22 protein-coding genes are annotated in these 26,507 nt (G+C 59.3%); 9 read left to right on the top strand and 13 right to left on the bottom strand.

All coding sequences use genetic code 11. From position 1 onward, the window contains the following. Positions 1-27: 27 nt before the first annotated feature. On the bottom strand, positions 28-1,056 hold the full coding sequence (locus tag HMPREF2849_RS00845) for a hypothetical protein (RefSeq protein WP_070851464.1): 1,029 nt from the start codon (positions 1,054-1,056) through the stop codon (positions 28-30). Beyond that, positions 1,038-1,580, bottom strand: a complete 543-nt coding sequence (locus tag HMPREF2849_RS00840; RefSeq protein WP_070862455.1) for a hypothetical protein — start codon at positions 1,578-1,580, stop codon at positions 1,038-1,040. Before HMPREF2849_RS00840 ends, HMPREF2849_RS00845 begins: the two co-directional genes overlap by 19 nt. A gap of 324 nt (positions 1,581-1,904) precedes the next feature. Between HMPREF2849_RS00840 and trmB the strand changes: the two genes are divergently transcribed. The 7 genes from trmB to HMPREF2849_RS00805 all read left to right on the top strand — a co-directional run bounded on the left by trmB (position 1,905) and on the right by HMPREF2849_RS00805 (position 8,478). Continuing rightward, the gene (gene trmB / locus HMPREF2849_RS00835) at positions 1,905-2,753 is read left to right on the top strand and encodes a tRNA (guanosine(46)-N7)-methyltransferase TrmB (RefSeq protein WP_224433347.1); all 849 of its coding nucleotides are present in this window, start codon (positions 1,905-1,907) and stop codon (positions 2,751-2,753) included. 4 nt (positions 2,754-2,757) lie between these two features. Then, positions 2,758-3,441 (top strand): NYN domain-containing protein, encoded by a 684-nt coding sequence (locus HMPREF2849_RS00830; RefSeq protein ID WP_070862454.1) that lies wholly within the window; start codon positions 2,758-2,760, stop codon positions 3,439-3,441. A gap of 59 nt (positions 3,442-3,500) precedes the next feature. Then, complete coding sequence (locus HMPREF2849_RS00825; RefSeq protein WP_016421635.1) at positions 3,501-4,544, top strand: lysylphosphatidylglycerol synthase transmembrane domain-containing protein; 1,044 nt, start codon at positions 3,501-3,503, stop codon at positions 4,542-4,544. Positions 4,545-4,606: 62 nt separating this feature from the next. After that, positions 4,607-4,978, top strand: a complete 372-nt coding sequence (locus tag HMPREF2849_RS00820; protein ID WP_016421636.1) for a DUF3054 domain-containing protein — start codon at positions 4,607-4,609, stop codon at positions 4,976-4,978. Between the two features lie 87 nt (positions 4,979-5,065). Continuing rightward, positions 5,066-6,592, top strand: coding sequence for a peptide MFS transporter (locus tag HMPREF2849_RS00815; protein ID WP_016421637.1), 1,527 nt, complete (start codon positions 5,066-5,068; stop codon positions 6,590-6,592). Positions 6,593-6,829: 237 nt separating this feature from the next. Next, the gene (locus HMPREF2849_RS00810; RefSeq protein WP_016421638.1) at positions 6,830-7,099 is read left to right on the top strand and encodes an ACT domain-containing protein; all 270 of its coding nucleotides are present in this window, start codon (positions 6,830-6,832) and stop codon (positions 7,097-7,099) included. Between the two features lie 14 nt (positions 7,100-7,113). Further along, positions 7,114-8,478, top strand: coding sequence for a PFL family protein (locus tag HMPREF2849_RS00805; RefSeq protein WP_069359737.1), 1,365 nt, complete (start codon positions 7,114-7,116; stop codon positions 8,476-8,478). An 18-nt stretch (positions 8,479-8,496) separates the two neighbouring features. On the opposite strand, the gene HMPREF2849_RS00800 is transcribed toward HMPREF2849_RS00805, so the two are convergent. From HMPREF2849_RS00800 to glf, 11 genes are all read right to left on the bottom strand, one after another. Beyond that, positions 8,497-9,054 carry a TM2 domain-containing protein gene (locus tag HMPREF2849_RS00800; RefSeq protein ID WP_070559861.1) on the bottom strand — a complete coding sequence of 186 codons (558 nt, stop codon included), beginning with the start codon at positions 9,052-9,054 and terminating at the stop codon, positions 8,497-8,499. 219 nt (positions 9,055-9,273) lie between these two features. Next, positions 9,274-10,200, bottom strand: a complete 927-nt coding sequence (locus HMPREF2849_RS00795) for a cutinase family protein (RefSeq protein ID WP_070862453.1) — start codon at positions 10,198-10,200, stop codon at positions 9,274-9,276. Between the two features lie 5 nt (positions 10,201-10,205). Continuing rightward, the gene (locus HMPREF2849_RS00790; RefSeq protein ID WP_049190969.1) at positions 10,206-10,694 is read right to left on the bottom strand and encodes a DUF732 domain-containing protein; all 489 of its coding nucleotides are present in this window, start codon (positions 10,692-10,694) and stop codon (positions 10,206-10,208) included. Positions 10,695-10,731: 37 nt separating this feature from the next. Then, positions 10,732-12,843, bottom strand: a complete 2,112-nt coding sequence (locus tag HMPREF2849_RS00785) for an alpha/beta hydrolase-fold protein (RefSeq protein ID WP_070851468.1) — start codon at positions 12,841-12,843, stop codon at positions 10,732-10,734. A gap of 555 nt (positions 12,844-13,398) precedes the next feature. Next, the gene (locus HMPREF2849_RS00780; protein ID WP_070862452.1) at positions 13,399-14,442 is read right to left on the bottom strand and encodes an alpha/beta hydrolase; all 1,044 of its coding nucleotides are present in this window, start codon (positions 14,440-14,442) and stop codon (positions 13,399-13,401) included. A gap of 472 nt (positions 14,443-14,914) precedes the next feature. Further along, positions 14,915-15,934, bottom strand: a complete 1,020-nt coding sequence (locus HMPREF2849_RS00775; RefSeq protein WP_070862482.1) for a decaprenyl-phosphate phosphoribosyltransferase — start codon at positions 15,932-15,934, stop codon at positions 14,915-14,917. Between the two features lie 29 nt (positions 15,935-15,963). Further along, complete coding sequence (locus HMPREF2849_RS00770) at positions 15,964-16,554, bottom strand: phosphatase PAP2 family protein (RefSeq protein WP_049171825.1); 591 nt, start codon at positions 16,552-16,554, stop codon at positions 15,964-15,966. Further along, positions 16,538-18,598 carry a glycosyltransferase gene (locus HMPREF2849_RS00765; protein ID WP_070862451.1) on the bottom strand — a complete coding sequence of 687 codons (2,061 nt, stop codon included), beginning with the start codon at positions 18,596-18,598 and terminating at the stop codon, positions 16,538-16,540. Before HMPREF2849_RS00765 ends, HMPREF2849_RS00770 begins: the two co-directional genes overlap by 17 nt. A 200-nt stretch (positions 18,599-18,798) precedes the next feature. Continuing rightward, positions 18,799-19,812 (bottom strand): alpha/beta hydrolase, encoded by a 1,014-nt coding sequence (locus tag HMPREF2849_RS00760; protein ID WP_016421648.1) that lies wholly within the window; start codon positions 19,810-19,812, stop codon positions 18,799-18,801. Positions 19,813-19,994: 182 nt separating this feature from the next. Beyond that, on the bottom strand, positions 19,995-20,915 hold the full coding sequence (locus tag HMPREF2849_RS00755; protein WP_231367158.1) for an EamA family transporter: 921 nt from the start codon (positions 20,913-20,915) through the stop codon (positions 19,995-19,997). A 36-nt stretch (positions 20,916-20,951) separates the two neighbouring features. Beyond that, positions 20,952-22,148: a UDP-galactopyranose mutase gene (gene glf / locus HMPREF2849_RS00750; protein WP_070429935.1), complete on the bottom strand. Its 1,197-nt coding sequence runs from the start codon at positions 22,146-22,148 to the stop codon at positions 20,952-20,954. Positions 22,149-22,478: 330 nt separating this feature from the next. Between glf and HMPREF2849_RS00745 the strand changes: the two genes are divergently transcribed. Together HMPREF2849_RS00745 and HMPREF2849_RS00740 are read left to right on the top strand one after the other, a co-directional pair. Then, a complete protein-coding gene (locus HMPREF2849_RS00745) occupies positions 22,479-23,984 on the top strand; it encodes an N-acetylmuramoyl-L-alanine amidase (RefSeq protein WP_070862450.1) in 1,506 nt (501 codons plus the stop codon). Between the two features lie 84 nt (positions 23,985-24,068). Continuing rightward, positions 24,069-26,501 (top strand): N-acetylmuramoyl-L-alanine amidase, encoded by a 2,433-nt coding sequence (locus HMPREF2849_RS00740; protein ID WP_070862449.1) that lies wholly within the window; start codon positions 24,069-24,071, stop codon positions 26,499-26,501. The last annotated feature ends 6 nt before the right edge of the window (positions 26,502-26,507 follow it).

The following is a 26,507-nucleotide window of genomic DNA, read 5'->3' as shown; positions in this document are numbered from 1 at the left end:
TCCCCCTATTTCTTTTCGCTGTCACAGCTATCGTGCAGGCGTTCCGGTGTACTCCGCCAGCTGCTCTATTCGCCATCCCGGACCCCGCGCACCAATGGCTTCACGCACCGTCATCTCCACGGACTGTGTCCATTTTTGCCGCAGATGGGCAAGATAATTTGCCCGCCACTGCGCGGTGCGTTGGCGTGCGTTACGACGAATCGTTGCGCCCACCGCCGCCACCGCAACACCGAGGCCTATTGCAAGTGCGACCAGCTGCGCCGCAGGCGTCGGCACCCCAATCCACATCAGCAATCCGTGGACGATCCGCACTGCGCCGACCGCCACGCCAAGCGATGCCACCGCCACCAGAGCGTCCATGGCATAACTGGGGCGAGCTGGGCTTGCTGGAGCGGGCACTGAGATTTCCACACGAAGACCCAATTCGTCGCCACACCGCTGTTGCAGCCGCGTCGCTGCGACCTCGGCACGACCCTGAAGTTCCGCTTGATCACCTGCGGGGCCGTCAGCCACTTCCTGGAGTGCATCCCGCACCGCGCTCTCAGCTGCCAACTGCATCTTCCGCTGCAATCGCGCCGCCGCCCCGGCTCCGCGCGATCGCTCCTGTGTCAGCTGAGCTCGCACATTTCGAGCCCGGCGCGCACTCAGTGTTTCCCCCGGGTTTCTGGGCGGACCTTCTGCCAGCAGAACCAGGGTTCTGGCCATCCTCGCGTCCAGCGCTCCCATTGGGATTGTGCTGTCGATTTCCTGACGCCAGGCCTCGGCATACTCACCATTGCCAATCAGGCCAACTGCAACACGGCCGGTGGCTTGGCTAATGGCTGCAACCGTGCTGACGCACTCCCGCGTGGGCTGCACCTCGCTGTCTGCAACATAGAGCACGACGGCGCTGCGTTTATCCACAAACTCCAGGCGTCGTGGCGGAGTCGCAGTATCGACAATCTGCGAGAAGTCCGCGCGGTCCGCTGCGTCCCCGGCTTTGGTGACAAGAAGCGGTGGCTGCTCCGGCCCCTCGGCCGAGACCGGGCGTGGCTCAACTACCTCCGGTGCTGCCATAACAGCTCCTCCAGGCTGTCTCTAGCAGCGGGAAAGGCCGCCGCAATCTCAGTCAACTGCACTGCGAGTAGCCCGTCATCATTGCGTGATCCGCCTTTCGCACCGTGGCGTTCAGCAATCTTCCGCAACGCGGAGCTGAACAAAAAGGCGTGTTCAGCTGTCTCGTTTGTGGCGATGTCGCAATACTCGTCGGCAAGCGAATGGCGAATCGGTTGTTGCTCGATGACCAGCGCGACAGGGACGGACAGCTTGTCGGTCAGCTCCGCGTGACATTGCGAAAACGCCTCGCGCACAGCGGTTTCGCGCACGCCCCTGCGCAATCGCGCGCAGATTATCGATGGCCGTTTCTCACGCTCAAGCGCCTTGGCGACGCACACCTCCGCGCCGCTCGTGTTAGCGGTGTCCGAGTGCGCGGCCTGCCGTGATGACAGCCAGTCCACCACAGCACCGCGCAACGACGACGATGTAGATCCCGTTGTCGGCTGTGTTGTTTCCGTGACATCAGTTGCGGAAATAAGGTCCATCCGGCCTAGTCCCCTCCCATAAATCCCCTGCGTGGTTTAGTTAAAACCTGCGTAACCCCCATACGACCCGTAGGCCAGATTCCGCGCCCTGAAACGCTGCGCTAGGCAGACCCCAAGCACCGCTTCAACCAACGAATAAGCGCGGCTTCGCGTTCAGCCTACAGCGGACCGCGGATTCGGCAAGTCGACAAAACAACTTTCCCCGCCGTGCCGCCTATTCAGGACGACGCGGCATCGTCAACCGGCGTGAAACCGCCAGGACAACAACAAAAATCCTAGGGGCAATGATTGGATAGTTGGCCGATGTCGTGGACAATAGGGAACGTGACTACTTCTGATTTTTCTGAAAATATCGAACAGCCTGCGGTTTCGCAGGAATCCGAACCATTGCCAACTCGCGCAGACGAGCAGGCGGAACAACCGCATGAGCGCCAGCCGAAAAAGGGCGAATTGCCTGCAGGTCGTCCGGAAAAGACCCAATTCGACGATGGTCTTGACTACCCGCGCATCGGCAATCTGTCCTTCCGCCGTGGCACTTTGACTCCCAACCAGGAAAAGATCTGGGAAGACAACTGGGACACGTACGGCAAGGTCCTCTCCGACGAAGTCATTGACGTGGAGGAATGGTTCGGTCGCAAGGGACCGACCATCGTCGAGATTGGCTGCGGCACCGGCACGTCCACCGTGGCAATGGCTCCGCAGGAACCGGACCACAACATCATCGCCGTTGAGCTTTACCGCCCTGGCCTGGCGAAACTACTCTCCGCCACCGTGCGCAATGAGGTGTCGAACATCCGCATGGTCCGCGGCGACGGCGTCGAGGTTTTGCAGCGCATGATCGAGCCGGAGTCGCTGGCCGGCGTGCGCCTGTTCTTCCCGGACCCGTGGCCGAAGGCACGCCACCACAAGCGCCGCATTGTGCAGTCTGGCACGTTGCGCCTGATTTCTTCGCGTCTGAAGCCCGGCGGCATTTTCCACGCCGCCACCGACCATGCGGACTACGCAGAGTGGATCGAGGAGCTCCGCGAGGTCGAGCCGACGCTCGAGCCTATCGCCTGGCCCTGGCCGGAATCCCCCATGCTTCTCGACCGACCGACGACCAAGTTCGAAGCCCGCGGCCTGAACCTCGACCACGACATCCACGAGTTCATCTGGCGCAAGAAAGAGGCATAGGAACATGAGCACTACCCAAAACACCTCTGCCAGCTACAACACCACTGAGACGCACCCGACCGCACTACTCGTGTGGGACGCCCCGAACTTGGACATGGGGCTCGGCGCCATTTTGGGATCCCGCCCGACCTCCGCACACCGCCCGCGCTTCGACGCCGTGGGCAAATGGCTTATCGACGAAGCCGAGCGCGTATCCCACAACATCGGTTCCGATGTCCTCCCCGAGGCCACGGTATTCACCAACGTCAACCCGGGCTCAGCGGAGATTGTCCGCCCCTGGGTCGAGGCTCTGCGCAATGTCGGTTTCGCGGTCTTCGCAAAGCCGAAGATCGAAGAGGACACCGACGTTGACCCCGACATGATTGCGCACATCCAACGGCGTTACGACGAAGGCGTGTTGCGCAGTGTCGTCGTTGCGTCCGCCGATGGCCAGAATTTCCAGGAGCTGTTGGAAAAGCTCGCATCCGAGGGGATTCGGGTAACCGTCATCGGTTTTCACGAGCACGCTTCCTGGGCGCTGGCCTCCGATGCGATTCGCTTCGTTGACCTGGAGGAAATCAAGGGCGTCTTCCGCGAGCCGCTACCGCGTATCGATCTCGACCGCCTGCCTGATGACGGTGCGTGGCTGCAGCCGTTCCGTCCGCTCACGTCGTTGCTCAAGGAGCGCGACGGCAAGAACGACGACTAGGGAGACCACCGCGGCGACGTCTAGGGAGACGAACAGGAAGACGAACAGGCTTCTTATTTATGTCACGACTTAAAAAAGTCCTCAAAACCGGCAATTCGAGCTGGCTACGATCGATAATCCTCGTGGCCCTCGTGATTGCCGGTATCGTCCTGACGGTAAGAAACTGGGACAGCGTCGTCCAGGGGCTCCAAATCCTTGCGGATGTCGATGCTAAGTGGCTGTTCATCGCCATTTTTTCCGTGGCTTTTTCGCTCTACGCGATGGCGGAAGTGATGCGTCTGCTGTTGCGAGCTGGAGGCGTAAAAGCAGCCACTCGCCGTAGCACCAATGCGCTAACCCTCGCATCCAACGCGTGGGCGGTCACCGTTCCCGGTGGTGCCGCATTCTCCACGGCGCTGCAGATTAAGCGCATGATGCAGTGGGGCGCATCCGCGGTCCTTGTCAGCTGGTTCGTGCTTTTTTCGGGCGCGTTGTCGTTTTTAGGTCTGGCATTTCTGGGGCTTGGCAGCCTCTTCTTCGTCGGACAGGGTGGCACGACCGCAGTGCTCATCGCTATGGCAATTGCGGTTTTACTAGCCACCATTTTGCTGTGGCGGATTTCGCAGAACCCGGCTTTTCTCAACAAGACAGGCGCGTGGTGTCTGCGTGTCTTTAACAAGATTCGAAAGAAGCCCGCGGACACCGATGTCGACCGACTTGAAGAGTCCGTCAAACAGCTGACCAGCGTGAAGTTGCCCGTGCAAACTTTGGCTCTTTCCTTCACCTGGTCCTTTATCAACTGGGTCGCGGAAATTGTCTGTCTCTACGCCGCCATCCGTGCCGTTGGTGTCGATGACATCTCCGCTACGAAGGTGCTGCTGGCCTTCGTAACCGGCAAGCTCGCAGGTTTCATCCAGGCCACACCGGGCGGCATCGGCACTGTCGAGGCCGCTTTGACCGCGGCTCTCATCGCAGGCGGCACCACCGGCGCCGAGGCCTTTGCAGCGGTGCTGGTCTACCGCATCGTTTCCTTCGTCCTGGTGGCAATTGTGGGCTGGATTATCTACGCCCTCGGCTTCGACCACAAGGATCAGCCCGAGCATCAGCCAGTCGCTGACCGCTAATGGCTTCCTCGCCGCTGGTCGCTGGTCACCCACCAATCTGAGGGGTCGCTAGACTAAGAAGCATGAACACACGCGTATCGACGTTCTTGATTGACATCCTCGCCATCTTTATTTTCGCCGTGTTGGCACGTCTGGCTCACAACACTCCCGAGGATCCTTTTACCTTCATCAATATCCTCGATACCTGGTGGCCGTTCGCATTCGGTGTCCTCCTGGGCACCGCGCTGATTAAGAACGAGCCGAACCCGCGTGCAGTGAGTTCAGGCGCAATTGTGTGGCTCGGCACTGTCGTCGTCGGCCTAGCTGTGTGGGCCACCCGCAATTCGGCAGTCCCGCACTGGTCCTTCATTCTGGTTGCCTCAGTCATGAGCGCCTTGCTGCTGCTGGGTTGGCGAGCAGCGTCGAATGCGGTTGCTCGTAAGTCTCTGGACTAAGCCTTTGGCCCCGTTCCTAACCCTTCGATTTAGTTCACTGACTAAATCTGGTTTTTAATTTTTGCACTCCGCCTCGATAATTGAAGAATGGACAAATCTTCAGACGAGGCTCTCGGCAATCAACCAACTGCTGAGACCCAACGAACTCATAACCCCGCAGGGTCCAGCGAAGACCGCACCTTCATGGGCCAACCGTGGGGTCTCGCCAACCTCTTCGGCATCGAAATGTGGGAGCGCTTCAGCTTCTACGGCATGCAGGCCATCCTGGCTTTCTACATGTACTACGAGACCACTCAGGGCGGTCTCGGCCTGGACAAGGGTGCTGCTACCTCTATCGTCGGTGCTTACGGCGGTCTTGTCTACATGGCCGCACTCGTTGCCTCTCTGGTTGCTGACCGTATCCTTGGCTCGGAGCGGACACTGTTCTACTCCGCCATCCTGGTCATGTTTGGCCACATCTCCTTGGCATTCATCCCCGGCGTGATTGGCCTGGCTATTGGCCTTGTCTCCATCGCAATCGGCTCCGGCGGCGTGAAGACCAACGCACAGGTCGTGCTGGGTCAGCTCTACGCAAAGGACGACCCGCGTCGTGACGCCGGCTTCTCCATCTTCTACATGGGCGTCAATATCGGTGCCCTGTTCGGCCCACTGCTCACCGGCTGGATCTGGGGAATGAAGGGCTTCCACTGGGGCTTCGGCCTGGCCGCTATCGGTATGGCTGCCGGTCTGATTCAGTACATCCTGATGCGCAAGTCCACCATCGCCGAGGCTGGCCATGAGATTCCGAACCCGCTGCCGAAGAAGCAGTACCCGGTATGGATTGGCATCGCAGTGGTCATCACTGTTGTCTCGGTTACGCTGGTTTCCACCGGAATTGTTCCGGTCACGACTCTTTCCACTGTGGTCACAGTGATTGCACTGATCGCCGCTGTGGTGCTGTGGTGGCAGATGTACTCCTCGCCACTTACGACGAAATCGGAGAAGACTCGCCTGGTCGGCTTCATCCCGATGTTCGTCTCAGGCGTGCTGTTCTTCGGTATCTTCCAGCAGCAGTTCACGGTGCTGGCCATCTACTCGGACATCCGCCTCGACCGCGAGATCTTCGGTTGGGAAATGTCCCCGGCCTGGATTAACTCGATCAACCCGATCTTCATCATCGCCTTCTCGATGGTCTTTGCAGCCGCCTGGTCCAAGCTTGGTGACCGCCAGTGGTCCACCCCAGTGAAGTTCGGTGTCGCCAACATCATCATCGGTATCTCGCTGTTCTTCTTCATCCCATTCTCCGGTGGCGGTGAGAACTCCACTCCGCTGTATGCGATTATCTGGATTCTCTTCCTGTTCACCATGGGTGAGCTCATGCTGAGCCCGGTCGGCAACGCCCTTGCTACCAAGGTCGCTCCGGCGGCATTCCCGTCGCGCATGATGGCCGTCTGGCTGATGGCAGTCGCTATGGGTACTTCACTGGCAGGCACCCTGGCCGGCTTCTACAACTACGAGGATGCCGCTGCTGAGAACACCTTCTTCATCACCCTGGGTATCGCCTCGGTTGTCCTGGGCTTGATTCTGCTCGCCCTGCGCAAGTGGATTGTCAAGGAGTTCGTCGACGTCCGATAGGGCTGGCTCCGTAAGGCTGGCCCCCGCTCTGGCACAGCCCACGCCCACGCCCCCTCCCCTCCTCCCCACTTCACGACACCTATGTCACCTCATGCCGCCTCCACAGATGGCACGAGGTGACATAGGTGTCGTGAAGTGTTTTTGGGTGGCCCTGAACATGCTTCGCCACAAACTTGCCACCAGCACAACCGCCATCCACAGATTTTCCCCACCTCCCCACCAGCTAAAATTGAGGCCATGTTTGCCATCATTACCGTCACCGGCGAGGATCACACCGGCATCATCGCCGCCGTCACCACTGCTCTGGCGGAGCAGGACGTCAACATCGTCGATGTTTCCCAGACCCTCATGGATAAATGGTTCACCATGATCCTGCGGGTGGAGTTCAACGAGAAGGCCACCCCCATCAGCACGCTGCAGGGTTACATGGATTCCGTCGGCAAGCGGGAGGGGCTTGTCATTCGAATCCAGTCTGAGGCGCTGTTCAACGCCGTCAACGAGATTTAAAGGGCGCGACCAGGATGGATTTCAACTTCGCGCAATCTAAGTTCCTCGACACCATTGACATGATCGAGAAGTACCGTCTGGATATCCGGACGGTCACTATGGGAATTTCCCTGCTCGAGTGCTCTCGCTCTGAAATGGAAGCCACCGCACAGGCGGTGTATGACCGCGTAACCAGGCAGGCCGCTCGCCTCGTGGAGGTCTGCGAGGGTATCGAGGCGGAGCTGGGCATTCCGATTGTCAATAAGCGTATCTCCGTCACACCAGTTTCCCTCATCACGGCCGGTTGCGAAGGCGATCCCACCGTGGTGGCCAAGGCCCTCGACCGCGCCGCCCGCGATTCTGGCGTGAACTTCCTCGGCGGCTACTCGGCGCTCGTCGAAAAGGGTGCGACGACCAGCGAGAAGCGGCTCATCGACTCCATTCCCCACGCTCTGAGCGAGACCGAATTGGTGTGCAGCTCGGTCAACGTAGCGTCGTCACGCGCGGGCATCAACATGGATGCAGTGCGTCGCATGGGCGAGGTAGTAAAGGAAGCCGCGGCGCAAACCGCTGACCGCAGCTCGATTGCCTGCGCCAAGCTGGTGGTTTTCGCCAATGCGGTGGGCGACAATCCGTTCATGGCCGGCGCGTTCCACGGCGTCGGGGAACCCGATTGTGTCGTGTCCGTCGGCGTTTCGGGTCCGGGGGTGGTCGATCGCGCGCTCGGCGATCTGCAGGGCGCCAGCTTCAACGAAGTCGCCGAGGAGATTAAGAAGGCGGCGTTCAAGATTACCCGTACGGGTCAGCTGGTCGGCACGATGGCGTCGGAGCGCCTGGGCGTGCCTTTTGGCATCGTGGATCTCTCGCTCGCGCCGACCGCTGAGATGGGTGACTCCGTCGCTCACATCCTCGAGCACATGGGGTTGGAGCAGGTCGGTACGCACGGCACCACTGCCGCGCTCGCACTGCTTAACGACGCCGTCAAGAAAGGCGGCCTGATGGCTTGTTCACGCGTCGGTGGACTGTCCGGGTCGTTCATCCCGGTCTCTGAGGACAAGGGCATGATTGATGCTGTCCGTGCGGGGTCGATCAGCATGGACAAGCTGGAGGCGATGACCTCTATTTGTTCGGTGGGCTTCGACATGATTGCAATTCCTGGTGACACGCCTGCGACCACGATTTCCGGCATGATTGCCGACGAAGCCGCCATCGGTGTGATGAACCACAAAACCACCGCAGCCCGCCTCATTCCGGTGCCGGGTACCAAGCCGGGCGATGAGGTGAACTTCGGTGGTCTGCTCGGATATGCGCCGGTCATTGATGTCAATGCCAAGGGCAATGCCGAGTTCATTGCCCGTGGCGGCTACATCCCCGCCCCGGTGCACGGGTTCAGGAACTAGCGGCTTCGGACGAGGCTCCTACGATTGCAGGCGGCGCCCATTAGCGTCATAGGCGTAGGAGCCACTACCGACGAGAATCAAAATGAACTCGATAAATGCCCAAATGCTGACGCCGATGATTAGGAAGAATCCGACCAGAAGGATAGCCGTAATCCAGCCGAATACCGTCAGTGCTAGTTGAATAGCACCACGCGAGTTGTGCCCCAGGTAGAAGTTGTGAACACCGAGGGTACCCAGGAAGAAGGCAAGCAGAGCCGCTGCAATCTTGGACTTATCCGAGACAGGAGCACCTGCGCCTCCGTAGCCCTGGTGCGGGTTTGGGCCACCGAAGCCAGCGGAATACGCCGGCGCCTGCTGGTTTGGGTAACCACTCTGATACGGGTTCGAGTACCCGTTGTGGAAATTGTGCTGGCTCGGGTCCTCATAGCCCTGCCCCATGTTCGGCTGCTGCGGTGGGTACGGATCCGAGTACGGCATACCGGAGCTGTAAGCACCCGAGCTGTCAGCGAACTTTCCCCGGGACCTCGGCATACCGTCTTCGTCGAAATCTCCATATGGGTTTGTCGGATTCGTCATTGCACCCTACCTTTTCGACTAGATTATCCGGTCATGAACAGCAGTTCCTTGGGCGATAATAGCCGGTCCTGTCAGACTGCTTCCTGCAATTTTTGTCAATTTCTTTCGAAACTTTAGCGAACCTGTTGTTTTGAAACGTTAAACACCAGTTCTTGAGCAAGATTCTAACAGCAAGTACCCGTCGAGGTCGGGCGCGTCTCGCACATTTTTGAGCTGCCTCTACCGTCGCGCCAGCGATTGTTCAATCAGTTCGCGAGTCCAGCCCTCAGTCCAGGCCAGCGGAGTCGTCCCCGGGATTGCTACGTCATTCGTGGCGTAGGTCGCATGCGCACCCGCGCCGGCAATCATCTCCTGCGCGCGTGCGATCGCATCGGCTACTGCCGGAGGAACATCACAGAAGGAATCCGATGGCACGCAGACATTCTGGACCTTGTCATTAAGAGGCCCAAAGCCGTCTCGTGGACCGCGCATCGTTGCGCCCGGAACCACAGCCTGCACAATGCCGCCAAGCGGCTGCAACGACAGCTCGACACCCACACCAGCCAGCGGAACGCCCTGGTTCACGCCCTGATTGGGGTCACGCCGCGGGTCGCCCAACAGAGCCACGCCCGCGATGCGCTCGGCCGGAACGACACCGCGACCATTGCCGATGTCAGAGGCCAAGTCACCTGCAATAGCCGCACCCTGGGAGAAGCCCATCAGGACGAAGTCCGTCAGCGGGCACTGTCCGTGTACGTCAGCCATTTCCTTAGCGGTGACATCGCGCCCGACTGCCTGCGAATCATCGTAGGTGAGCTGGTCAGGCATCTGATGCGTTTTAATCTGTGCCGGGTACGGCGTAGTCCAGACCTTGACATCACCCTCCGAGTAGGACTGCGAAATCGAGTTTGTCAGGCCAAGCAGCAGCGAATGTGGGTTCGCGGTCGGGGCCATTGGGTCATCGTCAGCACGCGATTCCGCAGTTCCGGGCACCGCGATAACTTCTACCGCCGGGCACCACTCGGGCTGTTCGGCCAGAATCCCACCATCGTCGCCGGGGGGCGGTGGGGTTTGACCGCCTTGGTCGTCGTTAAGCCATTGCACTACGCCGAAGCCAATAGCGGCCACCAGCACAATGACCGCCAGAATTGTCAGCACTTTACGCATGAGTGCTAGCAATACGCCTTTTTAGCGGAGCTTGCAATAGTCTTCGCCACTTCTTCGGCACTTTCCTGTGAGCGCCCCTGTGCGACCAGCTGTCCGGCAATCGCCAGCGCGATGACCTGACGCTCCTCCTCCGGTGCGTCTGCGCATGCCGCGCGACCTGTGCCGATGAGCTGATCCTCCACCCCAGCAACATCAATTCCCGCTTTTTCCAGCGCTTCGAGGTATGAATCGTCCGCCTCACTGAGCTTCATCTGTCCATCGGGCGCTTCGTCCACGCGCTTAGCTTGGGGATCTGTGATCTCCGGCGCAGACTTTTCGCTCGACTTCGGCGCAGAAGTTTTCGTGCTTGACGACGTCGTGGAGGTCTTCGTAGTCGTCGACGAGGTGACCTCCGAAGACTCCACTGTGGAACTGCCACAGGCGGCCACTCCGAAGGTCAGCAGCGCAACAGCTGTGGTTGTAGCCAGTGTCCGGAAGGACTTGTTCATGGACATTTGTCTATCCCTTATTCAGTGCCCTGCTTTGGTTGGCTTACTTGTCATCACCGTTGTCGGCGGTTGGGGCTGGTGCTTCTGGCTTATTGCGCTCTTCAACAATCTTGCCGTTGAGCTGGCGAATCCAGCCACCCTCGAACTGCTGTTCAAGACCGCCGGCCTTGACTGGCTGCAGTGGGCCGACCGGGTAACCGAACGGGCCATTTTCGTAGCCAGTGCTGCCCCAGTGGTCAGTGATGTCGTTGGAGCGCACCGGTTGTGCGCCAGTTTCCGGAGTCCAGTAAATGGCACCGTGCTCAAAGCGCTGGAAAGCGCCGCGAGCGAGCTTGACCTCGTCGCCGTCGACAGGCAGACCCAAATCGGACTCGGCGCCACCGAGCTCCTTGTAGACACGGCCGATTTCACCACGCACGATGCGAGGTTCTTCGCCGCCGATCTTGACGATGGTGCCACCCTGGAAGTCCTGGGCGACACCGCCCGGAATATCGCGGTGGTTGGCGACTGGGTAGCCCAGCGGACCGGTCTCGAAGCCGGCCTTGCCCCAGACGTTCATAATGTCACCGGTGACTTCGTGGGCTCCGCCTTCCGGAGTCCAGTAAATCGAGCCCTTTTCAAAGTGGACGAATCGTCCCGAGCCATCCGGCGTAGCCAATTCGTTGGTCACTGGGTAGCCGAGCGGCGAGGACGGACCGCCGAGCTCGTTGTAACGCGAACCGATGCGCCCCCAGACCACATGTGCCCCGGAATCCGGGTGCCAGTAGGCGGTACCGCCGGTGAAGTCCTGAGCCACGCCATTCTTGGCGACACCATACTCATCCGACAGGCAGGTGCCGATTCCCGGCAGCGATGCGACGGCCTTTTCAATCTCGCCGCCTACACGGCAGACCGCGCCACGATCGGACTCCGGCAACTGGAGTGCATCGGCCAGCGTTGGCCAGGCCTGACTGACCTCGAATTGCCAGTACGGCCAGGTGTGAGTACCCGAGCTCCGGAAGTTCACAACCGGCTCGACGCCCTTTTCACGAGCATTCCGGATGAAGGTCTCACTGGTCATGCGGGAAAGCACTTCCAATGCGTAACCGGTCGGATTGTCCGGCTTCGTCGGATCGATCTGCGACGGCACGTCCCACTCACCGGTGTTGCCGTTACCCGCCGAGATGTACAGCGACATGCCCTTGAGCTTGTCGATGTTCAGCTTCGGATCATTGTCCTTCCAACGCTGCGAACCGAGCGGGCCCCACATCTTCGTCGCGTCATAGCCACCGGTGTTCTTCATCGCCAGAGCGATTGCCTGCGGCATGCCGGGCGAAGTCATGTCTAGGTAACCTGAGAGGCTACCGGCAAACTTCCACAGCTCCGGCGAGTGTGCTGCGACGTTGTAAGCACCGGTAGCGCCCATGGAGATACCGATGATGCCGCGTTCATCGTTGCCGCGGAAGCCGTTGGTGATAACCGGCACGAGCTCCTTGGTAATGAAGCTCTCCCACTTGTAGTTCTGACCGTTATCCGGCTGATCCCAGTCAGAGTAGAAGGACGATGTACCGCCGGCGGGCATAACCACCAGGACATTCTTGTCCTCGTAGAAGCGTTCGATATTGGTAGCGCGAATCCAACCGGAGTAGTCATCAAACGATGCCATACCGTCAAGGTGGTAGACGCTCGGGAATGTGCGCTCCTTGTCGCGGTACCAATCGCGCGGCAGCAAAATCTCAACCTGAATTGGCTTCTCCGGCATGGCAGCCGAGCGAATGTGCGCAATGACGTGGTGATCTGTGTACCACTCGACTTTGTCTACGCTGACTCCGCTGGGCAGGTTCGCCACTGCGGGAGTATCGACTTTAAATGGCGTACGCTCCGGCCCTGGCATCGGCTTCGGCATGCCCAGGCCAGGTAGCTGCGCACCAGCAGCTTGCGCTGCTTCAGCGGCCTTAGCAAGGTCTCCCAGGTCTCCAGATTGAGCTAACTGCCCCTGAACGGCCTGAAGTTCCTCGTAGCTGGGCAGACCTGGCTGAGCTGGCTCGGGAGCCGCCACTGCAGCAGGGGCACCGAGAGCGAGAGTCAACGGTAGTGCCAAAAGTGCGGTCAACGCCCGCGATGACTTCCGGCTGTTGCCGAGGCCACCACGGAGGAATCTAGCGGTTACGCGCATAAGAGGGCTTCCCTTTACAAAGTCGCTGGTTGAAATTATTTGAGACGTTGAGTGTTGCACCGGCGCCGATTAGGCACCTGCAGATAGCATCACGCGGTGCTAGAGCTATGCGTTTACCGTTCGGCTTCGCAGAATTACGTAGTGACCAGCAACGTATCCGAAGGTTCCCCTCCTCCGGCGTGCCGCTGCAAGAAGAATCTCACACACGTTCTGCGAAACAAACGGTATAGCTACCTGAATAGCTTCACCCTTTACTTTAAGGTTCGACTCTCATGTTTACCCTCTTACGGGTAAAAACCGTGGAGACACACGCAAAAGGAACTGAATTCAAGCTTTGACAGCGCAACTCTTTGCGCCCCTCTAAGCCGTTACCCACACCTTCCGCTCAGCATCCAAACCCGGACTCGACACAGAAAAAAGACCAATCCCAACAAAAGGATTGGTCTTTTTTCAAAATTGAGACTTCTTAAGAAGCTAGCCCCTTTACGCAGTTATCCAGCACCAGAGCTAGGTCAGCACACGAGGGCACCAGAGCGCTCTGAAACAAATACCGACTTAAAGCCCCAGCGCCCCAAGAATGTGCGGGCGAGCAAGCGCGGCATCACGGCCCCACAGCTCCCACGAGTGGATACCGTTGGGGCTGTAGACAAACTGCGCATTGAGGCCGGCAGCGCGAGCATCCTGCTCAAAGCGCTGCGTCGAAGCGCGGGAGACGGACTCCATCACGGCACGCCAGACGGTGTCAGGGAGCTGTGGCACCGGACGGTTCAAAACCTCCGGATCACTCCACAGGCTCTGAACACCCTGGGCGGAGGAAACATACATCGGCAGCCCCTTGAGCTGGTCGAGCAGCATCGAAGGGTCATGGGCCTGGCGTTCCGCCGAGGCCGGAACCGGAAGACCCCACATGCCAGTCGGATTCACTACACCAGTGCTAGCCACCATTGCAGTGGTACCCGTAGCAACAACTGGGTTGGACATCTGGTAGTAACCGGACAGCGAAGTAACCTGCTTGAACTGATCACGGTGGCGGGCCGCCAGAGAAACCGCCGCAGCCGCACCCATGGACAGACCAGCGATTGCGTTGCGGTTCGGGTTGACACCAAACTCACGCTGCAGATAGACCGGCAGCTCCTGAGTCAGGAAGGTTTCCCACTTCTGAGTCTTGACCCCTTCGGAAGTCACGGCCGGATCGCTCCAGTCGGCATAGAAGGAGCCGTCGCCAGCAGCCGGCGCAACCAGAGTGATGTTGTCATTGGCGAAGGTCTGAGCAATGTGACCCGACCAAATCCAACCGGACGCGCCCTTATTAAAGCCCCACAGACCGTCGAGCATGTACAGGGACGCATCGCCGCCACCAGTAGCCGCCTTAATCTGAACCGGAATATTGCGGTTCATAGCCGGCGAGAAGACCTGGCAGTACTGAACCCACCAGTTGTATGGATCCCACTCACAGCCTGGACGCAGTCGATCACGGTTTGGATCAGCACTCGCATCCTTCGCGGATGCGAGCATGATGCCACCAAACACCATTGCAACAGCCACAAGGGCAGCTACGACCTTCACCGTGAAGTTACGACTCACTGCAGTAAAGCTCATCGTTCTCCTCTTTACTTTCGGACTTACCTCCGCGCCAGACTTTTCGGAGGCAGTCGCTTACGCGAGCTTTCGCTTTTCTGCTTCCAGTTGTGACGCGACAACTGGAGACCCCACAAAAGAATCTCGAGTATGTAACGATACTCAATCGTTTCCCTACATCCAAGTTTAAATCGTAATCATTCCGTAATATTTCTCACATTTCTCCCCAAAACTATCCACCACAAGGAGAAACAATGTTTACCAGCATGGAATTACAAAATTGTAATTCTGCCCCCGGCTGATCCGTAGGACTAACTGAGAAACCTAAAACACGCCTACAAGAACCCCAAACACAACCTAAGTACTAACGAGGTACAGAAAAGCCCATGCACCCCTCGGTGCATGGGCTTTCAGCTACCACCCGAACCCGACGAGAACCCGACGAGAAAACCGACGGAAATCGCAGTTCGCTTAAAGGGAAAAGAACTGGGAACTACCCCAGAGTCGGGACAGCGTAGACAGCGATAGCAATGGACAGCAGCCACAGTACGGCCAGTGCCTGCAGCGGACGGTCCTTGAGCGCAATCTCATCCGGGCTTCCCGCATCACCACGGTCAACGTCGGCTGCGAAGCGCAGGATGGCCACAGTGAATGGAACCATCGAGATCTCGTACCAAATAGCCGAAGTCGACGAAGTGCCCGGCGCGCGGCCCATCTCAAAGCCCCACAGCGCGTAGCTCAGCACCACGGCGGTCGCAGCGAGGGTCCACACAAAGCGCAGGTAAGTCGCGGTGTAACCCTGCAACGACTTACGAATCTTCTTACCTGTGCGCTCCGCCAACAGCAGCTCAGCGTAACGCTTACCGGCTGCCATGAACAGCGAACCAAAGGCGGCAACCAGCAAGAACCACTGGGACAGGTTGATGTTGGCCGCAACACCACCGGCCATTGCACGCAGCATGAAACCAGAGGACACCAGCGCAATATCAATCACCGGCTGGTGCTTCAGGCCAAAGCAGTAACCAAGCTGCAGTGCAATGTATACAGCCACAACAATTGCTAGCCCCGGCCCCTCAGAGGCAAACCAGGACACCGCAATCGAACCAATAATCAGTGCGGCCGCCATAATGTACGCCATGCTAACCGGCAGTACGCCAGCGGCAATTGGGCGGAAGCGCTTGGTTGGGTGCGCCCTGTCAGCTTCGACATCGCGGGCATCATTAATCAGGTAAATCGACGATGCTGCCAAGCAAAAGGCCACAAACGCCACCAGGATGTCGACGGTCAGCGTGCCGATCGAACGTCCCGAGTCCATGATCTCGTTGCCGGCTGCCAGTGGAGCCGCAATGACTAGGACATTCTTCACCCACTGCTTCGGGCGAAGCGCCTTGATCATGCCGTCCAGCAGATTCTTCGGCGGATGCCCCTGCGGGTGCGCAGGCTCATCGATACCGGAAGTGTGCGGCTCGGACCCAATCCTTGATTGAGAAGCTTGCCGCTGGTTGGCCGACACATTGGCCAAGTTGTCGTTCTCCGCCTGTGTCACTGTGCATTCCTTTCCGCAATGGAGGGCTGTCCACCCTGGTTATGCTGCGCCTTTTTCGGCTCGATGACCTTATCACCTATCTTGTCCACCGCAAGAGCAGTGGCTGTACCCAGCGCTGCTCCGAGAGCAACATCGGTTGGGTAATGAACTCCCAGCACCAGGCGGGAGAGCATAATCGCAGGCACACCCACAGCCGGGGCTGCCGGGTAACCCAACTTTGCAATCCCCACCAGCGCCGCCGTCGTCGACGTCGCGTGCGAGGACGGGAAACTCAGCTTGCTCGGCGTACCAACGCCGATTGCTATACGACGATCATGGGGACGCGGGCGACGGACAATGCGCTTAAGCACCACTGATGCCGCATGCGAGGTAAAAGCGGCCACACCGACCTTTGCCCAGCCAATGCGTCGCTCCTTATCCACCGCCGCCCCGAGAGCAGCGAGCCCCATCCATCCGAGGGCGTGCTCACCGAAATAGCTCATGGCACGCGCGGTGGGCAGCACCCCCGGAACGTCGTTAAGCGTGTGCTGAATATTAACGAGAACGTCGGACTCGCCGAACGGATCGCCTTTAATTTTCGAAGACATTCGCCCAGGCCTTCCTACTGGTCAGATCGTCATAGGCTGCGCGGTAGCGTGCCTGCATTTGCTCAAACCGTTCCCCAACCTGCTTTTGCAGCTCCCAGGATTCTTCCAGCAGAGCCTTGGCCTTGTCGCGGTCACGCTGGCGATACACCACGCCACGGCCGTCAGCGGTGGTGACCGTTGCGCCATCCAGACGCGACAGGGAAAACCAACGCGCCTCCAGCGGCGCCAGGTTTGCCTGCGGCACCGCATGGTGCTCGGAGTTTTCCGGGCGCACGCTGTGAAGCAAACCCTTGGCCAGCCAACCGACCTTCTTCAGCTTGCCCAGACGACCACCGACATCCTTTGTCGGAACCCCCGGAATACCGGAGGGCTTTGGCAGATCGCCTGCGCTCGGCAACACAACCGCGTCGGGGAAGCTCTTGCGCAGGGCATTGATGCGCGGCAGCGACGATTCGAGAATGTCGAACAGATGCTCCGGGCCTGCCAAGAAGTCCTTCATGGCTTCGTTTTGGATGGCAACAGTGGAGTACTCCAGGCACAGGAGGTGCTTGAACGTGGCCTTGCGCATGGAACGCACGATGCCGGCAGCATCGCCCTCGTGCTGAAGAGCCGCGACGATCAAGCGGTTGCGCAGGTGGAAGTACGCCTGCCAATCAATCGCATCGTCCTTGTCCGACCAGGCCATATGCCAAATTGCGACGCCCGGCCACGTGGCCGTCGGAAAGCCTGCCTTGCCTGCGCGCAAACCGTATTCGGCATCGTCCCACTTAATAAACAGTGGCAGTGGCTGACCGATTGTCTCAGCAGCGACGCGCGGAATCAGGCACATCCACCAGCCGTTGAACTCCACATCAATGCGACGGTGAAGGTCCTTCGAATCAACAACCTCACCGGTTGCGTTAGTGCCGTGCTCCCCGCGATCGCGCAGCGGGTGCGCATAAAAGTCGTGGTCATAGTGGACGTGTGGCGCGGAGGTCCACATGAAGTCATGGCGGCCGATGACTTCACCCATCGAGTGCAAGTGGCTGCGCTCCTGCAGGTTCAGCATCTGACCGCCAACCAGCATCGGGGACTTCGCGAACCGGCCAACAGCGACCGCGCGCGGAATGGAATCCGGCTCGATGGCGATGTCGTCATCCATGTAGAGGATGAACGGGCTATCGGTCGCACGCTTCGAATCCGAATCCGGACCCCCCAGGGCCTCGTACATAATGCGGGAGTACCCGCCAGAACCACCGAGATTTCCCTGCGGGAAGATACGCAGGCGGTCACCGAAGTGCTCGGCGACAGCATCGAAGCCCGGCTCGTCTGCCGGATGCTTGGTGCCCTGGTCAGGCATCAAAACAGCGTCGATAATGGCATCGACTTCAGGATCCGAGGACAGCGCCTCAAGAGCAGCAACTGCATCGGTCGGGCGATTGAACGTCGGGATACCGATAGTGACGCGTCCCTCCGGCGCCGGGTGCTCCGTGCCGTCCGGGTACGTCTGGCTCGGCGCCTCGATATCGGAGTACCAACCTGCGGAGTGGATTACCACGTCCGTCTCACAGGTGAGGTCGAACCAAATCCAGCCGCCGTCTTCAAATTGCGTCAGCGGTACTGGGATTTCGCAAACATGCACATCCTTGCCGTCCACCTTGGCTTCTGCGCCTTCAGCCGCTGCACCCAGGTCACCGACAACTTCGCCGGTCACGGCGATACGCGCACCGTCAATCTTCGAACGGTAGATGTCCACGCGCGCGGTACCGGACAGCTCCAGGCGCAGGACAACATTGTCCAGATTCGTCCACCGGCGCCAGTAGCTGGCCGGAAACGCATTGAAGTAGGTTTCAAAACTAACTTCATCACCCGCCGGAATGGTGGCTGACGTGCGCGAATGCGCTTGCACGCGACCGGCATTCGTCTCCGGCTCAACCAAGTAGAGCGAGCGGACATCACGGGGCTCACCCAACTTTGGCAGCAAAATCCGCTGCAGGCGTTCAACGGCAAGGCTTGACGACGTTGTCGGGGTATGTGTCCGCTTTTGTTCAGGCTGTGATGCCATGAGACGTATCAACCACTTTCCGAAAGGTCTACCGGGGATGTTGCCGCCGATAAGTTACCGACGTTTCTATCTCATAGCATCCTAGTGCCCGTGGCGGATTGCCTCTTGTTGCCACGCTAGCGACAGCCCAGAATGTGAAAGCCCCTACGCGCTGCGGACTATCTGCTGCGCATAGGGGCTTTTTCGTTCAGGTTCTAGTTTTAAGCTCCGAGGAAACCTTCGATGCGGGCCTTGGAGTTCTGGAGGTTACGATCCCAGGTCGGCCAATCGTGGATACCGGTCTGCTCGTATTCAAACGTGGCATCCAGACCGGAGGTACGAGCACGCAACTCAAACTCGCGGGTGGACAAGCGGGACAGCGACTCCAGCGCAACACCACCGGCCTTCGGAACAACACGGTAGAGGTTCTTCGGGTCGCGAACCTCATCCGGAACACCATTTGCCGAGGTAATAACCAGATCCAGCCCCTTCATCTTCTCGACGTTCAGGTACGGATCATTGCGGACACGCTCCGCTGACATAGGCGCACCCCACATGTCGAAGGAGCTGTAGCCCGCCGACAACTGAGCAGCCTCAATTGCAGTGGTCATACCCGGCGCGGTGGTGTGCAGGTAACCGGAGAAGGCAAGAGCCTGACCGAACTGGTCTCGGTGGTTGTATGCCAGCGACAGTGCAGCAGATGCGCCCATGGACAGACCTGCAATGGAGTTACCAGTGCGAGAAATGCCGAACTCACGCTCAAGGTAAACCGGCAGTTCCTGAGTCAGGAAAGTCTCCCACATGTTTACAAACGGACCGTGCACACTAACCGACGGACGCTTCCAGTCGGTGTAGAAACTACCGCCGCCACCACCTGGAATAACCAGGTTGACGTTGGACCCCTCAAAAGTACGTGGAGCGTTACCGTGCTCCACCCAGTCTGAGGCATCAGCCGGGCTACGCAGGCCATCTAGCAGGTAGAGAGCCTTGTTACCACCATTGGCAGAGGCCACAATCTGGACCGGAATATCACGATCCATGGCCGGCGAATAAACCTGGCACTTCTGGGTGAAGTACTGGTACGAATCCCATTCACAACCCGGGCGCAGCGAACCTCGGTCGCCCGCCGCGCTCGCGGCCGGCGCCATGGTCAATGCAGACGCAGCCACAGCTGCTGCGGACGCAACGGCTGCAACCTTTCGGCGCCAACCACGGAAAGTAGAGGTGATTTTCACGTGTGCATTCTCCTCACAATGTGCGACTCCCCACGACCGGTGGGAGCTATCAGGCGTGTTTCCTCTTCAGGGAATTACCTTAAGAAACAATAAATCTTCGACAAACTTACCCGCATTCACTGTTGTTTTCCAGCAGAACACGTCGAAACCCCACCTTTCGGCGGGTTCCGGTATTCGCGTTTCTACTGCGCAAGCTCGCGCGACTCCCGCGCCCCACGCCAGGTAATAATCGCGCCGGCTACCGCGATCAGCACAATGCCCAGCGCCATGGACCAAGTCACTCGGTCACCGGAAAACGCCCAGCCCAGGATTGCACCGATAACCGGATCTAGTGCAAAGAGCGTGCCGACGACCGCCGCTGAGACAATTCCCGCAGCGATGGTGTCCATCACGTAGGGAATCACAGCACCAATGAACCCAGAAATAACGATGGTGGCCCACATCGAACCGTCGACAAGCGGTGCGGCGGAAACGGAAAACGGCGCGAGCACGATTGCTGCGACGACCACTGACAGCGCCAGATCCGGCATGCCGCCGCCCTCGGAACTGCCCATTCGGGCGGAGAAGAGCGTGTAGGCGCCGAAGAAGATCGCGCCGATCGCGGCGTAACCAATGCCGATAAGGTCCAGGTCATTGGAGGGCTGGGCGATTAGGGCAACGCCGATGAAAGCGACGATGGCCCACAGGCGGGATCGCCACATTTTCAGTCCCAGGAAGGAGACGACGCAGGGGCCGAGGAAGTCGATGGTGACGGCAACGCCCTGCGGGAGGCGGGCGATAGCGGCGTAAATCATCATGCTCATCATGCCCATAGCGATGCCGTAGACCACGATGTTGATGGCGCGAGCGCGGGTCATCCCGGACAGCTTTGGCCGGAACAGGACCACCATGATGATGGCCGCGGCAGTCATGCGTAAGCCCGATATGCCCGGCGCGCCGACCGTGGAAAGCATGCCAGTGACCAGCACGGCCGCGGCCTGGGTGCCGAGAGAACCGATGAGAACCAGAATTACGGGAGCCACTGGCAGGGTGAGAAACTTGTTCACACGCTGTAGCAATGGCCCCTGCTGGGGAACTTCGGTTTGGTTTTCTTCGCGCGACACTCGCGCAATACTAGTGCGGGAGCCGCAAGCGGCAAACTAGTGCCCGCGCTCCTGCTCGATTGCTTCGCCGTCGTTGAAGAACGGCGCAATCTTGTTGTCGAACATCGACAGTGCGGAACCGATTGCCATGTGCATGTCCAGGTACTGGTAGGTACCCAGGCGACCACCGAAGAGGACCTTGTTCTCCTGCGCTTCTGCTGCGGCGAGCTTGCGGTAAGCCTCCAGCATCTCGCGATCTTCCGGGGTGTTGATCGGGTAGTAGACCTCGTCGCCATCATCGGCGAAGCGGGAGTATTCCTTAACAATTACCGTCTTGTCCTTGACGTAATCGCGCTCCGGGTGGAAGTGGCGGAACTCGTGGATACGGGTGTACGGCACATCTGCGTCGTTGTAGTTCATCACTGGGGTGCCCTGGAAGTCGCCGGTGTTGACAACCTCCATCTCGAAGTCCAGCGTGCGCCATCCGAGCTTGCCCTCTGCGTAATCGAAGTAGCGGTCCAGCGGGCCGGTGTAGACGACCGGAGCATCCGGGGAGACAGCGCGCAGCTCGTCACGCACCTCGAACCAGTCGGCGTCGACAACGACGTCAATCTTGTCGGAGGTCACCATGTTTTCCAGCCAGGCGGTGTAGCCGTCGACAGGCAGACCTTCGTAGGTGTCGTTGAAGTAGCGGTTATTGAAGGTGTAGCGAACGGGCAGACGGGTGATGTTTCCGGCCGGCAGGTTCTTCGGGTCGGTCTGCCACTGCTTGGCGGTGTAGTGCTTGACAAAGGCCTCGTAGAGCGGGCGGCCAATCAGGGAGATGGCCTTTTCCTCGAGGTTCTTCGCGTCCCGCGGATCCAGACCGTCAGTCTGATCCTTAATCAGCTGGCGAGCCTCGTCCGGGCTGTAGTACTTGCCGAAGAACTGGTTGATCAGCCCCAGCCCCATCGGGAACTGGTACGCGGTGCCCTTGTACATAGCGAACACGCGGTGCTGGTAGTCGGTGAAGTCAGTGAACTGGTTGACGTAGTCCCACACCCTCTTATTAGAGGTATGGAACAGGTGCGCACCGTACTTGTGCACCTCGATGCCAGTCTCCGGCTCTGCCTCCGAGTAGGCGTTGCCGCCGATGTGGTTGCGGCGTTCAACAACGAGCACGCGCTTACCCAGCTCATTGGCGGTCCGCTCAGCAACGGTCAAACCGAAGAAACCCGAGCCGACCACGATGAGGTCGTAGGTGTTGTCCTTGATGTCCTGTAGGGACTTCGGAGCAAATTCATTGGCAGTGGTGTTCTTTTCGCTACTCACGCCTTAAAACCTATTGCATTTCCATCCGGTTTGCGGGTGTACACGCGGGCTTTACGACGTCCACGTGAGCCCAACCCAACGTTCGTTTGGTCACATTATTTGATAATTTTCCCAAAATTAACGGGGAAACACAGATGCCTCACTAGATTTTTTTAGTCACACTGGTAACATCCTCCTCAGAATTTTCTGTTGCTTTGCAACTTTCCTTCCCTTCGACCCCGGGGTAGGCCTCGGGTCGATAACCCTGTACCCCATTTTTTTGGAGCTTTTACCGTGCCAACTCGCCGTCGCATCAATGCCCCGTCGATGGGCCGTCGCACCTTCCTCTATGGACTGGCAGCTACTACTGCCGCAGCTCCACTAGCAACATGGGGTATTCGCCAGGCCCCTACCCTGGTTGAAAGCCCAGGCGCCAGCCCCATCGCGGCCAAGATCTCGACATCGCCGCTGGTTGACGCTGTCACGATGATGATTGACGACGCAGCCGTCGGCACGCATGCCATTACCGATGCCCTGCACCCGCTTCGCGGATTCGTGAAGGACATCACCCGCGACGAACCGTTCTCCCAGTTCGCCCTGACCTGGCCGGGCGATGACAACCTGCAGCTCTACGTTCGCGCCGAACGCGAAGATGGCAGCTTTGGCCCGTGGTTCCACGCTGATTCTCACGGCCCGATGAATAACTCCGGACAGTCCGGCACCGAGCTGCTGTTCGTTGAGCCCACCAGGCGCGTGCAGGTGTCGACTGTCGGACTGAACCTCCTCGAGGGCCTAGATCCACGCAACATCATTGGTATCGACAATCTTGACCCCGCAACCATCGGCGGTTCCCTGCAGGACCTCGTCAGTGCTACGGCCGCGTTGTCCCTCAACGCCGTCCAGGCAGTTTTCATCGACGGCGTAGAGCAGGTCGGCGAGGTTATTCAGCCAGTTGCGTACGAGTCGTCGATTGCCGGTGCGCCAAATGTAATCAGCCGTGCAGCATGGGGCGCAGATGAGTCCATCCGCAGCGGTTCGAGCTCCTACAGCACTTTCAAGGGCACGTGCATCCACCACACCGCGGGTTCCAACAATTACTCAGAGTCGCAGGGACCGGCCATTGTCCGAGGCATTTACGCCTACCACGCAAAGACGCTGGGCTGGGGCGATGTTGGCTACAACGCGTTGGTCGATAAGTACGGCAACATCTACGAGGGGCGCTACGGCGGCCTGGACAAGAACATTGAAGGCGCACACGCAGGTGGCTTCAACAACGGCACCTTCGGTATTTCGGTGATGGGCAATCACGACCAGCTGGAGATTCCGGATGCGGCCGTCACTGCACTCGGCGAGATGGTCGGCTGGCGCATGAAGGTCGGTGGCGTCGATCCGATGTCCACCGCCGCACTGACCAGCGCCGGCTACTCGAAGGCACGCTACAGCTCCGGCCAGACCGTGAACCTCCCGGCCATCTTCGGCCACCGCGACACCGGCTACACCTCATGCCCGGGCACCTTCGGCTACCAGCAGATGGATGCCATCCGCGCTGCAGCCAAAGCCAAGTTTGATGGCGCCGGCGGAGCGGGTATCGCCGGCCGCTCGACGGATTCGAACAACCAGGACGGAGAGGCCGCCAGCATTCCGTCGATTCCGGGCACCGGCGAGTCGGGCGACAACGGCGGTTCCCTCGGAAACGTGGAAACGCCCACGCCAGGCGAGGTTCTCGGTGAGTTTCTAACTGATTCCCTGCCAGCCAACCCTGCCGAAGCTACGCAGGCCTGGTTTGCGCCCCAGAACTAAGTCCCCGCTTATCCAATCCAGGCATAACCACATCACATTTGTGGTGTAGCACCAGATTTTCGTAATCACCCAGGAGTTATTACCGTGTTTAGTCGCCGCCGCATCAATCGCCGCGCAGGTGCCAAGCAATCCTTGGTACTCGCTGCCGTGGCGACCCTTGCTCTGACACCCGTCGCCGTTGTCGGCGCAGGTGCCGCTTATGACCTCATCGAGGACAACGGCGCCGGCCCCATCGATCCGATCGTCCAGAGCAAGTCGCTTGCAGACAGCGTCTCCGTTCTCGTCGAAGACGCGGCAATCGCAACACAGTCGCTTGCCGACGAGGCTCATCCCAACCGCGGTGTCGTCAAGGAAATTACCTCCGATACCGAGTTTTCCCAGTTTGCACTGACGTGGGCCGGTGACCCTGATATCGCCAGCTTCGTCCGCGCCGAGCGCGCCGACGGTTCCTGGTCCGACTGGTTCAGCGTCGACCCGGACTACCCCGCTGAAGGCAATGGCAACGGTCTGAACGGAACGGAGCTCATCTACATCGAGCCAACCAAGCGTGTTCAGGTTTCCACCCACGGGCTCAACATCTTCGGCCCGGGTTCCGGCGTGGATCTGAAGGACATCAAGGGCGCCGAGAAGTTGGATCTGTCCAAGCTCAACCTCGACGAGATTAATGCCGAGGGCGCCAAGAAGGCCGTGGAGGATGCAAAGGAATCCGCTACGGATGCAGCCAAGGCCGTTGACGATGCCGCTTCCGACTACCAGCAGACTCCGGATGCAGCTCCTGAGGACGCACTCGATGACCCGACCGCTCCGAGCGCTAACGACGCTGCAGGTCTGGACTCGCCGAACCTCCCAGTGAAGTGGACGGACATCGAGCCGGTCGCCGATGAACTGCCAATCGACCAGGTCGACGCAGTGCTTATTGACGGCCAGGCTGCCGCATCCGGCATCGACCCAATTGTGGACGCCAAGAATGTCACGGGCATGCCGAAGGTCATTACCCGTGCCGGCTGGGGTGCCAACGAGAATAACCGCTGTAAGGGCGCGGACTACGACAGCAAGCTTGTCGGTGCCACCGTGCACCACACCGCTGGCTCAAACAACTACACCGAGAGCCAGTCCGCTGGTATCGTCCGCGGCATTTACCAGTACCACGCACAGACTCTGGGCTGGTGCGACATCGGATACAACGCCCTGGTCGACAAGTACGGCAACATCTTCGAGGGCCGCTACGGTGGCCTGGATAAGAATGTCCAGGGCGCTCACGCAGGTGGCTTCAACACCGGTACTTTCGGCATCTCCATGATGGGTAACTACACTTCGGTTGCTCCCAGTGAGGCTGCACTGAACTCGGTGGGCAACATGATTGGTTGGCGTCTGAAGGTCGCCGGCGTCAAGCCGACCGGCCAGATCCAGATGACTTCGGGTGGCACCAGCTACTCCAAGTATGGATACGGCAAGCAGGTCACTCTGCCGACCATCTTCGCGCACCGCGATGTTGGTAACACCACCTGCCCAGGTGATGCTGGCTACGCCCAGATGGGCAAGATCCGCTCGATTGCCGAAAAGAAGTACAACAGTCTGACCAGCGGAAAGATTGACAATGAGGGCCCAGATGGCTTGATTGACCTCCTCGTTCCGCAGGATGAAAAGGGCGATAAGACCGCCGAAGACGCAGATTCGCAGTCGACCGAATCGACCGAGTCAACCGAGTCGAGCTCGACTACCTCGACCACTTCGACCACTTCGGCATCCACGGGTACGTCCACGACCTCCTCCTCCGAGAAGTCCTCGAGCGCATCGAGCACCACTTCGTCGACAACGTCGAGCTCCGACTCGACCACCTCGGGTACTTCGAATACCTCGGAGCCAACCGACGCCACGAACACCAGTGACACTGCTACGGCTGATTCCTCCGCACCGTCGGCAAGCGAGCAGAGCAACTCCTCCTCGCCGAGCGCATCCGACGAGCAGCAGAAGGCACAGGCTCTGGAGACAGTCTCGGGCGCACGTTCGATGCTGGCCTCGGCGCTGGGCATGCTCGGCGCACCGGGTCTGGGGCAGACCGCCGATGCCATTCTGGGTGCGGTTGGACGCTCGATTGAAAACGGACCATCGATTGCTGACCTGCCGGTTCTGATTGACCAGATCATCACTATCAATGAGCAGAACGACCTGGCTGCCGAATGGCGCCAAGTCTCCGAGGAAATGGGCTCGGTTCTCGGCTACGCGATGTCCGGTATCCAGAGCGGTTCTACCGTGGCGAACAATGCGGGCCAGGCCGATGCCCTGCGCTACGTGAAGTTCTCTAACGGCGTAATCACCGACTCCGACACCACCGGCGCTCACGCTATCTGGGGCAAGATTGCTGACGAGTGGGCCCGCCAAGGCTTCGAGGTCGGCAAGCTGGGCGCTCCGACGAAGACCCAGGTGGTCGATGGAAACATCGAGCGCGCTGAGTTCCAGAACGGTTCAATCACCTTCGACCGCACCACCGGCGAAGTCAAGACCGAGCTGAAGTAAACGCTG

It is taken from the genome of Corynebacterium sp. HMSC073B01 (assembly GCF_001838255.1).
Taxonomy (GTDB): domain Bacteria; phylum Actinomycetota; class Actinomycetes; order Mycobacteriales; family Mycobacteriaceae; genus Corynebacterium; species Corynebacterium jeikeium_D.
Note: the sequence above shows the minus strand (reverse complement) of the source record. Positions and strands in the feature narration are given on the sequence as shown.

Bases quoted from the DNA above. Each gene is read 5' to 3' on its own strand.
- HMPREF2849_RS00830 (WP_070862454.1), top strand. From the start codon at position 2,758: ATGAGCACTACCCAAAACACCTCTGCCAGCTACAACACCACTGAGACG.
- HMPREF2849_RS00840 (WP_070862455.1), bottom strand. From the start codon at position 1,580: ATGGACCTTATTTCCGCAACTGATGTCACGGAAACAACACAGCCGACA.
- HMPREF2849_RS00770 (WP_049171825.1), bottom strand. From the start codon at position 16,554: ATGTCTTCGAAAATTAAAGGCGATCCGTTCGGCGAGTCCGACGTTCTC.
- HMPREF2849_RS00810 (WP_016421638.1), top strand. From the start codon at position 6,830: ATGTTTGCCATCATTACCGTCACCGGCGAGGATCACACCGGCATCATC.
- HMPREF2849_RS00825 (WP_016421635.1), top strand. From the start codon at position 3,501: ATGTCACGACTTAAAAAAGTCCTCAAAACCGGCAATTCGAGCTGGCTA.
- HMPREF2849_RS00820 (WP_016421636.1), top strand. From the start codon at position 4,607: ATGAACACACGCGTATCGACGTTCTTGATTGACATCCTCGCCATCTTT.
- HMPREF2849_RS00790 (WP_049190969.1), bottom strand. From the start codon at position 10,694: ATGTCCATGAACAAGTCCTTCCGGACACTGGCTACAACCACAGCTGTT.
- HMPREF2849_RS00815 (WP_016421637.1), top strand. From the start codon at position 5,066: ATGGACAAATCTTCAGACGAGGCTCTCGGCAATCAACCAACTGCTGAG.
- HMPREF2849_RS00805 (WP_069359737.1), top strand. From the start codon at position 7,114: ATGGATTTCAACTTCGCGCAATCTAAGTTCCTCGACACCATTGACATG.
- HMPREF2849_RS00765 (WP_070862451.1), bottom strand. From the start codon at position 18,598: ATGGCATCACAGCCTGAACAAAAGCGGACACATACCCCGACAACGTCG.
- HMPREF2849_RS00800 (WP_070559861.1), bottom strand. From the start codon at position 9,054: ATGACGAATCCGACAAACCCATATGGAGATTTCGACGAAGACGGTATG.
- HMPREF2849_RS00780 (WP_070862452.1), bottom strand. From the start codon at position 14,442: ATGAGCTTTACTGCAGTGAGTCGTAACTTCACGGTGAAGGTCGTAGCT.
- HMPREF2849_RS00795 (WP_070862453.1), bottom strand. From the start codon at position 10,200: ATGCGTAAAGTGCTGACAATTCTGGCGGTCATTGTGCTGGTGGCCGCT.
- HMPREF2849_RS00845 (WP_070851464.1), bottom strand. From the start codon at position 1,056: ATGGCAGCACCGGAGGTAGTTGAGCCACGCCCGGTCTCGGCCGAGGGG.
- HMPREF2849_RS00785 (WP_070851468.1), bottom strand. From the start codon at position 12,843: ATGCGCGTAACCGCTAGATTCCTCCGTGGTGGCCTCGGCAACAGCCGG.